This window comes from Actinoplanes subglobosus (genome assembly GCF_042650585.1).
In the GTDB taxonomy this organism is placed as follows: Bacteria; Actinomycetota; Actinomycetes; order Mycobacteriales; family Micromonosporaceae; genus Actinoplanes; species Actinoplanes subglobosus.
The window spans coordinates 133942-146080 of the sequence record NZ_JBHSBL010000006.1 but is presented as its reverse complement, the minus strand read 5'-3'; the positions used below and the strand labels follow the sequence as shown (position 1 = coordinate 146080).

General features: G+C 70.1%; 7 protein-coding genes. 4 read left to right on the top strand and 3 right to left on the bottom strand.

The features are described from left to right. Positions 1-79: 79 nt before the first annotated feature. Entirely contained in the window at positions 80-520 is a 441-nt protein-coding gene (locus tag ACFO0C_RS06840; RefSeq protein WP_378065684.1) for an RDD family protein, read from the bottom strand. A gap of 153 nt (positions 521-673) precedes the next feature. On the opposite strand from ACFO0C_RS06840, the gene ACFO0C_RS06835 reads away from it, so the two are divergent. From ACFO0C_RS06835 to ACFO0C_RS06825, 3 genes are all read left to right on the top strand, one after another. Next, positions 674-1924 (top strand): helix-turn-helix domain-containing protein, encoded by a 1251-nt coding sequence (locus tag ACFO0C_RS06835; RefSeq protein WP_378065683.1) that lies wholly within the window; start codon positions 674-676, stop codon positions 1922-1924. Between the two features lie 439 nt (positions 1925-2363). Further along, entirely contained in the window at positions 2364-2513 is a 150-nt protein-coding gene (locus tag ACFO0C_RS06830; protein ID WP_378065682.1) for a hypothetical protein, read from the top strand. Positions 2514-2701: 188 nt separating this feature from the next. Beyond that, positions 2702-3196 carry a hypothetical protein gene (locus ACFO0C_RS06825; RefSeq protein ID WP_378065681.1) on the top strand — a complete coding sequence of 165 codons (495 nt, stop codon included), beginning with the start codon at positions 2702-2704 and terminating at the stop codon, positions 3194-3196. On the opposite strand, the gene ACFO0C_RS06820 is transcribed toward ACFO0C_RS06825, so the two are convergent. Further along, positions 3133-6198, bottom strand: coding sequence for an AfsR/SARP family transcriptional regulator (locus tag ACFO0C_RS06820; RefSeq protein ID WP_378065680.1), 3066 nt, complete (start codon positions 6196-6198; stop codon positions 3133-3135). The two genes, ACFO0C_RS06825 and ACFO0C_RS06820, sit on opposite strands and share 64 nt — an antisense overlap. Positions 6199-6649: 451 nt before the next feature. On the opposite strand from ACFO0C_RS06820, the gene ACFO0C_RS06815 reads away from it, so the two are divergent. Continuing rightward, on the top strand, positions 6650-7267 hold the full coding sequence (locus ACFO0C_RS06815) for an SMI1/KNR4 family protein (RefSeq protein WP_378065679.1): 618 nt from the start codon (positions 6650-6652) through the stop codon (positions 7265-7267). A 39-nt stretch (positions 7268-7306) separates the two neighbouring features. Here the strand turns inward: ACFO0C_RS06815 and ACFO0C_RS06810 are convergent, their stop codons facing one another. Beyond that, complete coding sequence (locus ACFO0C_RS06810) at positions 7307-12091, bottom strand: golvesin C-terminal-like domain-containing protein (protein WP_378065678.1); 4785 nt, start codon at positions 12089-12091, stop codon at positions 7307-7309. Between the last annotated feature and the right edge of the window lie 48 nt (positions 12092-12139).

Below are 12139 nucleotides of genomic sequence, written 5' to 3'. Positions count from 1 at the left end.
ATCCCACCGGTACGACAAAACCGCGTCGTCCGAGGTGAGAAGGTCTTTTCCGGGACTTCGGGGCGGTGCCGGACGGGAATCAGTCGTACAGGTGGACGACGATCGTGGAGGCCATCATGTCGTGCAGCGTCTGACGCCGGTCGTTGAAGATGAACAGGGCGTCGACGATCGGGTAGACGCCACAGGTCAGGACGCTGCCGACATAACCGACGATCCCCTTGATCACCAGCTCGCGCAGCGCTGTGCGACCCCAGTCGAGCGGCTGCCCGGTGGTCGCGTCGGCGACGACGTGACCGAGCATTTGGCGAGCAGGCGTCTGGGCCCGGCCGAAGACCAGGAGCGCCCAGATCAGCCAACCGATCCCCAGGGTGAGGATGATCAGCAGGCTGTCGAGCAGGCTGGCACCGAGCCGGCCGGACCGCGAGACCATCTCCCGGGCGACGGGTTGATAGCCGCTGTAGGGGGCCGGGACCGGCGGGCGTGGGTGATAGCCGGCGGGATCCGGGACGTACTGGCTCATCTGGTCGGTACCTTCGGTGGTTCGGCGGGATCGCCCGCCGACGCGGACGTGTGTTGCAGGGTCGCATGCCGCATCGATGACGGGGCGCCGGGGTCGATTACTATAGTAATTCCGGTAGCGCGGGGGCTGGACTGGGACGTAAGGAAGTGGATCGTGGTCGCTCAGGTGCCTCAGCCCGAGTTCGGTCGCCGCCTGCGCGGGCTGCGCGCCGAGCTGGGGCTGTCCCAGCGTGACCTGGCCTCCGGGGCGGTCAACCAGTCGTACATCTCGCTGCTGGAGTCCGGCGCCCGGGTGCCGACCCTCGACGTGGTCGCCCACCTGGCCAAGGTGCTCAACGTGCCGTTGCGGCAGCTGGCCGGCGACATCGACATCGCCACCGGCGCGGAGGGCGGCGCGCCCGGCCGCGCCGAGCTGGTCCAGGAGCTGCTGGCCAGCAGCGCCGTCGATCAGGGCGATCTGGAGCAGGCCGAGGAGCGGCTCACGAGGATCTTCGGCACGGCGCTCACGTCCGGGTCCCCGCACGCGATCCTGACCCACGGGCTCGCTCTGGACCGGGTGCTGGAGATGCGTGGCGACCGCAACGCGCGCTACGACCTGCTGTCCCGGCTGCTGCCTCCGGCCGAGGCGGCCGACGTGCCCGAGGCCCCGGTCCGGATCCGGGTGTCGCTGGCCGCGGCGGCCCGTGACGTCGGCCGGCTGGACGAGGCGTTCACCCATGTGGAGCGGGCCGGCCAGGAGATCGACGGCACCGCGTTCCGGCACGGCCCCGAGCACATCCGGCTCCTGGCCGTGCACCTCTCGGTCCTGGCCGAGGCGGGCGGCGGCCCGGAGATCGTCCGCCTGGTCAACAGCATGCTGACGATGGCCGAGGCGCTGGGCAGTCCGTCGATCAGCGGCCGGGCCCACTGGGCGGCGAGTCTCGCGCTCGCCGCCTCGGGCGAGACCGGCCGGTCGCTCGAGCTGCTCGCCGGCGCGCGCCGGATGCTGGCCAACCCGCGCACGTCGCTGCGGGACTGGGCACGGTTCAGCCGTGCCGCCGTCTCCGCGCTGCTGGACGTCCGGGCCGACCGGGCGATGATCGAGGAGCACATGGCGGCCGCGCGGGCCGCGACGGCGGCCGAGTCAGGGCCGGAGGCCAACCGGATGGCCGCTCTGGAGGTGCGCTACGCCATCGCGACCGACGCGCCGGAGCGGGCGGTCGAGATGGCCGGGTCGGTCGACCGGGAACAGCTGATGGGCCTGGAGGGCGTGCGGTTCCGGCACGCGCTCGGCCGTGCGCTGGCGCGGACCGGCCGGACCGCGGAGGCCGCCGGCGCCCTGCGCGAGGCGGCGCAGGCCGCTGAGGACATCTCCGCGTTCCGGCGGGCCGCGCAGCTCTGGCGCGAGCTCAACGAGCTCACCTGACACCGCCGACCACCAGGGCCGCCCCGGGGTGGCCGGCAGACCGGCGGTGACCCCGGCCGGGATCATCGGCCGGGGGACGGCCCGCGTCGGGACGGCGAGTGCACCGAGGACGACGACCGCACCGGCCGTCAGGACTGCCGCGCACTGAGCGATGCGGCGTGCGGTCTTCGACATGCACTCTCCCCGTACCGTGCTGCATTACGACTGTCATCATAATGACGCCGCATGATGACTGTAGTCAATTGCAATGACGGAAGTCATGGGTAGGTCATGGACTGAGGCGGTGCGATGAGCGCAGCGAACGGAGACTGGCGGGGTGCACGAGGCGGCCGGCGCTGATCGAAATCTGCCATTCTGGCGACCGGGGAGGACGGTCCGCTGCGCCGACCCGACACCCGCTGGTCTCGCAGAAGTCTCCACGGCGGCCGACGATCGCTCGTTGACGGTGCGGCCGGGCCGGGTCACCGTGCCATGCCGGGGCCTGTTCTTCGCCTCGAAGGTGGCGGTCGGCACCCTGGTCGCGCTGGCCGCCCAGACGCCGGTCGTGATCGCCGCGGGCAACCTGGCGATCCGCCGGCACGACGCCTGAGCGCACGGAACGGGATCATGGGGGCCGGGCATTCACGGGGGAGAACGCCCGGCCCGCATAGATGAAATCACATGGGGCTGCCTCCCGCCACGCGGGAGCGCCCACTCCGGACGGTTCGCCCCGCCGTACCCCGGTCGGCCTCCTGACAACGGCGTGCCCCCCGGACGGGACCGGGAGGCCGTATCGTCATGATGCTTCATACGGAGGTCAATGTGCGGTTCGGTGTCACCGGTCACCGGGTTCTCCCACCGGGCATCGCCGAGCGGGCGGTGGACCACTGGCGACGGGTGCTGCCCACCGGCCCCGGGCTGCTCGGCGTGTCGAGTCTCGCCGACGGTGCCGATCAGCTGTTCGCCGACCACGTGCTGGCGGCCGGTGGCACCCTTGAGGCGATCCTCCCCTGGGCGGAGTTCGGCAGCTCCCTGACGGACGGCAGCCGGGCCCGATTCGAGGACCTCGTGCGGGCGGCCGCCACGGTGACCACGGTCCCGGGCGGCGAGCCGTCCGATCAGAGTTTCCTCGACGCCGGTAAAGCCCTGGTGGACCGGTGCGACCACCTGTTCGCGGTCTGGGACGGCCGCCCGGCCCGCGGGCTGGGCGGCACCGCCGACGTCGTCGCCTACGCCCGGGCCCGCGGCTGCCCGGTCACCGTGCTCTGGATCGACGGCGTCCAGCGGGACTGATCGGCCGGGACCTCCAGTTCGGCGAGGATGCGCCTGGCCAGGTCGAGGTGCGCGCGGGCCGGATCGAGTTCGCCGAGGTCCCCGGACGCCGCCGCGATGCCGTCATGGGCGCGCGCCTGCTCGTACCGGTCGCCGAAGTCCTCGGCCAGCATCAGCGCCTGGCCGTGCTGGGCCCGCGCCTCGGCGGCCTCCCCCACCGCGTGCAGCACCTGCCCGAGATCGTTGAGCGCCTCCGCCTCGCTGGCCCGGTCACCGATCCGCCGGAGCAGCACCAGCGCGCGACGCAGGTGGGCCGCGGCCTCGGCGAGGCGGCCCTGACGGACGTGGATCGCGGCGAGATCGGTCAGCACGTACGCCTCGGCGGTGCGATCGCCGGCCCGCTGAACCGCGGCGAGGCTCTGATCGAGGTGTGCCTCGGCCTGCTCCAGCGGGACCGGGTGGTGGGGCAGCCGGGCCAGCAGGGACAGCACATACGCCTCACTGAACCGGTCACCGAGCGCCGCGTACAGGTCGAGGGCCGTCCCGAACCGCTCGGCGGCCTGCTTCCCGTCGCCCAGTCGCGCGTCGATCAGCCCGAGCCGGACCACGGCGTCGGCCCGGCCGTCGTCGTCGCCCAGCTCCTGGCACAGCATCCCGGCACGCTGGTAGTGCTCGGCGGCCTGCCGGTAGTCGCCCCGCCGCCAGTCGACGCTGCCCAGGTTGCGAAGTACCAGAGCCTCCGCCTCGGGCTCGCCGAGTTCGGCGTACAACCGCAATGCCTGTCGGTAGGTCTCGGCGGCCTCGGGCAGCCGGCCCTGGCGCCGGTGCAGCCTCCCCAGGTTGGAAAGGGCCCTGGCCTGCGCTTCGGTGTCGCCGACGGCACGGGCCGCGGCCACCGCGGACGCGGTCACGGTCGCCGCCTCGGCGACCGGCCCGCCCGCGTCGAGATAGCGGAACATGGTGCCGGCGAGATCGATGGCGTGCCGGTGCCAGCCGTGCGCGGCGCCGTTCGTGCAGACCGCTGCCAGGTTGGGCCGTTCCGCCTCGAGCCAGGCCCGTGCCGTGTCCGGATCCCCGGCCGCCGCGGTGGCGCCCGGGTCACCGTTCGCTGCGGGAACGGCGGCGGCGCCGTCCGGATACAGCGTCGCCATCGCCACGGTCGCCGAGGTCAGGTAGTGGTCGAACAGGCGGGTGACCGCGGCGCGCCGGTCCGCCTCGCTGTCGTTGCCCTCCGCGAGCTCCGCCGCGTAGGCACTCAGCAGATCGTGCATCCCGTAGCGGCCGCCCCGGCCGGCCTGGACCAGGCTGGCCCGGGTCAGGACGTCGAGCAGCCGCCGCGTCTCGCCGGGCCGGGCGCCGATGAGCGCGGCCACCGCGTCGACGTGCGCGGTCTCCCCCGGGTGCAGCCCGAGCAGCCGGAACGCGCGGGCCGCACCCTCCGGCAGGTTCTGGTACGACCAGGAGAACACCGCGCGCACCTCGGCCCGTGGGTCGCCACCGGCGTCCAGCAGGTCCAGCCGCATCTGGTGGTCGCCGAGTTCGGCGACCAGCTCGGGCAGCGGCACGTCGGAGCGCTCCGCGGCGAGCTCGGCGGCGATCCGCAGCGCCAGCGGCAGCCGGGCGCACGCGGCGGCCAGCGCGGCGGCGGCGTCCGGGTCACGGTCCACCCGGGGGCCGATCAGCTTGCGCAGCAGCCCGATCGCGTCCGGCAGGGGCAGCAGATCGAGATTGACCCGCTCGGCGCCGTCGACGGCCACCATGCCCCGCAGGGAGTCGCGACTGGTGATCAGAACCAGACACGAACCGGTGCCGGGCAGCAGCGGCCGGACCTGCTCCACCGATGACGCGTTGTCGAGGAGCACGAGCATCCGCCGGCCGGTCAGCTCGGACCGGTAGCGGGCCGCCCGCTCGTCGGTGCCCGGCGGGATCTCCGGGCCGCGGACGCCCAGGGCGGTGAGGAATCCGGCCAGCGCGTCGGCCACCGCCACCGGCTGCTCGGCGTCGTAGCCGCGCAGGTTGACGTAGAGCTGCCCGTCCGGATAAGCCTCCCGGACCCGGTGCGCCCACCGGACCGCCAGCGCCGACTTGCCGACCCCGGCGGTGCCGCAGAGCAACGCGACGGTCAGCGGCGGCTCACCACCGTCCAGCGGCTCCAGGAGGCGGTCCAGGGCGGAGAGCTCCCCGGTACGCCCGGTGAAGGCCCGCACGTCGGCGGGCAACTGTGCGGGCACCGTCGCCGGCGCCATCGTCACCGGACCGGCCGGTGCCCGGACGTCGCCCGCGACGACGGACAGCGCCGGGTCGGCGGCGAGCACCTGCTCGTGCAGCCGGCGCAGCTCGGCACCCGGGTCACTGCCCATCTCGTCGGCGAGGCGGCGACGGATGCGGCGGTACTGCTCGTCGGCGTCGGCCTGGCGGCCACCCCGGTAGAGCGCGAGCATCGCCTGACCGGCGAGCCGCTCGTCCAGCGGGTGCTCGGCGACCGCGGCCAGCAGCGACGGCAGCAGCTCGCCGTGCCGGCCCAGCCGGAGCAGCACGTCGTTGCTGTCGAGCTCGGCGGCGAAGCGCTCACCGAGCAGGGTGCGCCGCATCGCGGCCATCCACGGCGTGTCCAGTCCGGCGAACGGGTCGCCCCGCCACAGGCCGAGCGCCTGCTCGATCAGGCCGGCCGCCGACCGGTCGGTCTCCGCCGACCGGGCCGTCGTCATCAGCCGCCGGAACCGGTGCAGATCGACCACCTGTGGGTTCACTGTGAGCAGGTATCCACCGGGCTCACGCCGGATCTCCACGTCCTCCGCGCCGGCGACGGCACGCCGCAGCCGGGACAGATAGCTGTAGAGGGCGCCGGCGGCACGCTGGGGTGCGCGCTCGCCCCACACCCTGTCGATCAGCTGATCCGGGGTGACCGGACGGCCCGCCTCCACGAGCAGCACACCCAGCACACTCCGCTGCCGGGAATGCCCCAGGTCAGCCGGACGGCCGTCGATCCAGGCCTCCACCACGCCGAGCACACCGAACTCCACCGCCAACTGACCCCACTCACATCGTCGCTACCAGGGGATTCAAGAAGTCCACAAGGTCCGCTACAAGTCTCCCATGTTTCGTACAAGGTCCAGCGACGAGCATTGACCCCGTTGACGGAGGAAGGGTCGCCCTCGCCCGGTTACGCAAGCGTACGGGGGAATCGGGACGCCACATGGACACCCGATGGCGACGGGTGACCCACCTACGGCAACCGCGGCCGAACGGCCGTCCGAGGAACAGCGAGATGCCCGCCGGCATGAACGGGGGACGGCGGGCATCTCCGCATTTCTCGGGGATACACGTCTCCTTTTCCGAATGACACACCGGCCCGCAGACCCGGACGGCTGAGTCCTGGATGACGTGTGATCCTCGCCGCGCACGGTGAGGACGGCTCTCCTTCGTACGAGCTGTCCGAAGGAGAACGTGCGCGAACCAGAACGATTCTCGCCGGTGACAGGCGACGACGAGTGGCATGATGTGTCGATGCTGCGCGACGAGGATCTTGCCCGTTTGGAAGCGGCCTGGCGCACTCAGCAGGCGCCCATTGTCGGCAAACTCCTACCCGGCCTGACGGACGCCCGGCGCGAAGAACTCGAAGCCGCGCATGACGTGGTCCTGCCGGCGGAGTTGCGCCGCTGGTGGGGATGGCATGACGGGGTTCTGGGTGGCGGCCGGCGGGGCGGGTGGGACAGCTCCATCGGCGCGCCCTGGAACTTCTTGTCGCTGGAAGAGGCACTCGACGTCCGGCGGTTCCAGGTCGAGCGGGATCCGTTCCCGCCGTCAGCGGACCTCTGGGACGGTGAATGGGCGCCCTGGTGGCTTCCGGTGTTCAAGGCGGGATCCGCGCACTTCTTCGCCGACCTGTCCGCCGCGACCGATGACGGCGTGCCGATGCACCTGTGGGCGCCGCAGCCGGATCCCCCGTTCACGGCGGTGTTCGCCTCACTCGGCGAGATGATCCGGTGCTGCGCCACCGGCATCGAGCGACGGCACTTCGTGTGGTTGTCCGACCTTCAGGAGTGGGAGATCTCCGACTTCATCTCGGCCGACGCCATGCGGCTGCTCTGAGGCCGGCCCCAGCCACCGGACGGTGGCTGGGGCCGCTGGTCAGCAGACGTAGAAGGTCTTCACCTGGTCGGTCTTGCTGGCATCGGTCAGCGGAATCGTCAGAAACAGATCTCCGCTGGTCAGACGCTGATTCCAGAAGTACGACTGCCCCTGGGGCAGCGGGTCGGGATTGTCGACGTGGGTGTACGTCGCCGTACGCATCTTGCAGGCGGTGTACATGCCGCCCACCATGCTTCCCTCGTCGCCGTTCTCTTCTTCGGGAACCTCAGCCAGTCGCGTGGTCAACGGAGAGTTCTCACCGCCGGTCCAGAAGTCCCAGGCACCGCCCTCTTCGGACGTGTAGAACGGGAACTCGTCACATTCCATGCCGCTGGTGCGCGGCGTCGGGCACGTCGTCTGCCCGTACATCACCTTCTCGAACCACTTTTTGGTCTTGAACGTCCACTTCTTCTCGTTCGCTCCGCTGACGTACCGCAGTTGCACCCATGGCGGGTTCGCCTGGATGGCGATCTCGTCGTTGCGGGCGGCACCGTTCGCCGAGAAGGCGGTGGGGAACAGGATCGGCACCATCAGACACGGCGTGTAGTCGCCGTACATGGGCACCGCCCCGCCACGTCGAGCCAGGTCGACGCATCGTTCCGCGGCATATTGAGCCTGCTCGTCCTTAAGCCTCCAGCGGCCCTTGTTGTCCGTGGGCCAGCGCGTGTTGGCGTACTCGATGATGTGTTCCTTGACCTCGGTCACCAACTCCGACCGCGACTTCTGGTCCTCGCCGAAGGCGTTGCTCAGAAGGTTGGCGAGACCTTTCTGGCCGGCACTGGTCGGGTGGAAGGTGCCGGTGCCCGGCGTCGACTCCCCGCTGCCGTCGGTGGTCTTGGAGGTGACCCCGTTCACCCACCGGTGGTCGTCGTCGCCGCCGCAGGCCCACTTCTTCTCGTCATCCTCGTCGGCGACGGAGATGCCCTTGCTGGCGTCGATCCACCGGATGTTCACGCCCTCGGCCTTGACCTGGTCGACGGCGTGCGCAATGGCGATGGACAGCCGACCGGCGAGCGCGTTGAGGAAGAGCCGGTCCTCGGAGTTGAGACCCCAGCAGATCTCGTTCGCCCGCTCGATGGGGAACAACTGCGGATACCCCATCACATAGATCGCCGCATTCGGTGCGGCCCGGTGGATGGCCCGGTAGGTGGCCTTCAACTTCGCCGGCAACCAGTCACGGATCATCTTGGTCTCGTAGTCCCGCAGCGCCTCGGGATCGACCTTGCCGTTGTCCCGGGTCAGCTTGTAATCCGTGTCGGAACACTTCCCGAGCGTGGCGATGCAACCCCGGAGGATCTCGGCGAACCGGACGTCGTTGCCACCGATCGAGATCGACACGTGGGTGGTCTCCGGGTCCAGCCAGCCCTGCTCCACCTGGGTCAGCTCGCCCCAGGCGTAGTCGGCGCTGCCCCAGTCGGTGTGCCCGCCCGAGTCGGACGCGGCCGGCGGGCTGTTGACGGCATCGCGGGTGACCGACGTCGTCTTCGCCCCCGAGCAGGCGATGAACCCGAAACTTCCCCAGTTGTGCTGTTGCACCATCCGAGCCACCGGAAGATGGTCGTCGGCGTTGCCGAACAGCCCCCAGGCATCGTCGCCGGGTACCTTCGCCTGGCTGGGGTAGGCGCCGCCTTGTGACCGATGGCAGGCGTTGACCTTTGAGCCCTTGGTGCCGTTGGTCCGCTGCAGATCACTGTTCCGGTCGTACGGAGCCAGGCCCTCGCCGGAGGCGTACGAGTCACCCATGGCGACGTAGTGCACCTGATCCGGCAGAGAATCTCCCAGATCCTCCGGCCAGAGGTCGTTCTCCTCCCCGTACGCCGGCGCGCCCGCCAAGGTGAAGGCGACCGCGTCGAAGATGATGCTGTCGTCGCCGGTGCCGTCCTTGGCCTCGGTGGTCAGCGAGACCGCGGGATCACCCTTGAAATCGAAGGTGCCGAGGTCGATCCAGCGGTTCTGCTGCCACGTCTGGTTGAGGACGCGATAACGGGTCTGCCCGTTGCCCAGGTGAATCGTGTATTTCGCCTGTTCGGTCCACGCGCCGAACTCGGGGACGAAGACCTGGACGCGCATCTTCTTGGCGCCGTAACCACCCAACCGCCAGGTGCCCGTGACCTCCAGCTTGCCGCCTTCGGTGCCCGGCGTACGAGTGCTGGCCCGCCAGTAGTGGCCGCGATAGCCGCCACCGACCTGATGGAAATCGATCTTCGATGGATAGGTGCCGTCACCTGCTCCGGAGAACGACAGGTTGAAGGAACCGGCAGCTCTCCGTGGCGCCTCGGCGCACCCGCGCGGTGTGGGCGCGTCGGCCGGCACGTCGTCGACCACGACCGAGGACTCCGAGAGTCCGGCCAGTTGGTCGCAGTAGACGGGGTAGCTGATGCCGTCGCTCTCGCAGCCGGTCTGACCGGCCGTCGAGCACCAGGGATATCCCGGGTCGAAACGCAACTGCTCATGCCCGCAGCTGGTGCAGGCCCCGGCCGCGTTGACCTTCTGCCAGGAGACCGGGGAATGTGCCCAGCACTTCAGGTCGTACTGACCCGCGGCGTTGGTGTGCAGGCACGGGCCGGGCTTCTCCGTCTCCATCCCGGGAGCGTTCGGTTGCTGCGCGACACCCGGGTAGCAGTTGTTCTCCGCGGTGCAGAACAGCTCCTTCGGCGGCTTGACGTTCAACTTGTCCGTAGGGGTGCTCCACCAGGCGTAGTTGTAGCCGGCCTTCTCGACGCCCGGCGACTCGGTCATGGTGATCGGATTGGCGGCCCAACCCATGACCTTCTCCGGGTACGGCCACCGCTGCGGGTTCTTGGCGTCCTCGTAGAGCGTCATGAACGGGTGTCGCTGCTGGTCGTACCGCGGGTTGATCGGGTTGTTGAGCCAGCCCACGCCCCACGGCTGTCCGTCGTTCTTGTTCGGATAGAAGCCGGAGTTGTACGCCCAGACCGCGAAGAACCAGTTCTCGATCGCGGACGGGTCGGCGTTGTGGACCTTCAGTCCCGCCGCGTACGTCTGGTTCCACTTGTCCTGCAGGATGCGCAGGCCGTACGCGATGTTCGCGGCGTAGTCCACCGCCACCGCCCGCTGCGTCTCGTACGGCAGAGCGACCTCGACCTTGTTGCCTTTGTCGTCGGTCTTCTCCTTACCCAGCATCCGCATGCCGTCGGTCGCCTGGGTCAGGCCGTAGCCACAGTCGGCGTCCGTCCACTTGATGTCCCAGTCATCCGCGGTGTTGCTGTTGTAGATGTCACGGCCGTAGTAGTTGCCCATCAGCGGGTTCGCCGCGACACCCGGCAGCGCGTACTTCGACGCCTGCCACATGTTCGACTCCTGCGCGATGATGCCCAACATGATCTGCGCGGGAACCCGGCCGCCGCCGAGGAGGGCCGGGGCGGGGAACAGCGTCTGCGGCGAGTACGCCGGCATGCCGTAACCCTTCCAGTTCGCCGGCCGCGACGCCGCCTGGTTGAGCTTGCCGACGATCGCCTGGTCGACCGCCCACTCCACGTTGCGCGGCTTCGGCTGCACCGCCTGGTTCCGCACATCGTTGCGGGCAACCGAGCAGTACCGCTCGTCCTCGACCGGGTCGGTCGGCGAGCCGGCCTGCGCCAGGCTCTTCGCCTGCGTCTTCGCCGTGGCCGCCGTACCCAGTTCGGGGTGCACAGCCCGCCCCGCGATCGCCTCCGCACCGATCACGGCGGGGCTCACCTCGAACGTCAGGGACTCTCCGGTCGCGACCACCGTCGCGGACACCACCACGTCCTTGGCGACGGTCGGATCCACCGTATCGGTCCGCGGATCATGTGCGCCGACCTCTTTCACCTTGGTCAGCGCCAGGTCACCCCGGGTGGAGACAACGCTCTCCCGCGGCACAGCGATCTTCTGGACGCCGGACGGCAGCTTCGCCACCTTCGCCGGCTCACCGGTGATGAAGACCCGGCCCGCGTCCCCACGGGTCACACCGACATCGTTCGCCGGGCCGCTGGCCAGCTCGGTCACCGCCTTGCCGACCGCCCGCCGCACCCGGACCTGCTCACCGGCCTTGTCCATGAACACCACACCACCGGCGGCATCCGGCACCAGCCGGAACGGCACCCCGGTGGCCGATGCGGTGCGGGTCAGTTTGCCCGCCGGGCTGACCGTCACCAGCCCACCCGCCGCAGCCGCCGTGATGCCGCCGTCGCGCACCGGCACCGGCGAGCTCAGCTCGGTGTTCAACAGGATCGGCTTGGACAGCGTACGGGCCGCGGCATCGACCGTGAACAAACGGCTCTGCGTCGTGGTGTCCTTCGGGTCCTCCCGCCGCTCCCCGTCGAACTGCGAGATCACCGCCTTCTCGCCGGCACCGCAACCCGGGTTGAAATACGCCAGCGACGACTGCACCGGCAGCTTCTTCACCTCATGCGTGACCAGGTCGACCACCGCGGTGAACCCACCACGATCGAACAGATCCGCCTTGTTGGTGAAGGTCCTCGGGCCGTACACCACCACGACCCGGCGCCCGGACTCGGTCGCGCATGCGTTACCGATCCACAGGTCCACGTCGAAACCGGGCTCGGACAGGCTGGCCGCGGTCTCCCACTGGTAGCCGGTCTTCGCCGTGGCGGTCAGCACATGGAACCCGTTCGCGTCACCGGTCGTCGTCCAGATCCGATCCTTCGAACTACGCCAGTTCTTCTGCAGAACCTTGTCCCGCTTCGCCGGAGGGACCTGATCGGCGGGTTCGGCCGGGTTCGGTACGGCCGGCGATGAGGGCGGCGTGACCGGTTCGGCCTGCGCCGGAGTCGTTGTCATCAATCCGGTAAAGATCAGTAGCACCGACGCCGCCGCGAGCGAGGCGCG

Excerpts from the sequence above, each read along its gene's own strand:
- ACFO0C_RS06840 (WP_378065684.1), bottom strand. The coding sequence starts at position 520 with ATGAGCCAGTACGTCCCGGATCCCGCCGGCTATCACCCACGCCCGCCG.
- ACFO0C_RS06825 (WP_378065681.1), top strand. The coding sequence starts at position 2,702 with ATGATGCTTCATACGGAGGTCAATGTGCGGTTCGGTGTCACCGGTCAC.
- ACFO0C_RS06810 (WP_378065678.1), bottom strand. The coding sequence starts at position 12,091 with ATGACAACGACTCCGGCGCAGGCCGAACCGGTCACGCCGCCCTCATCG.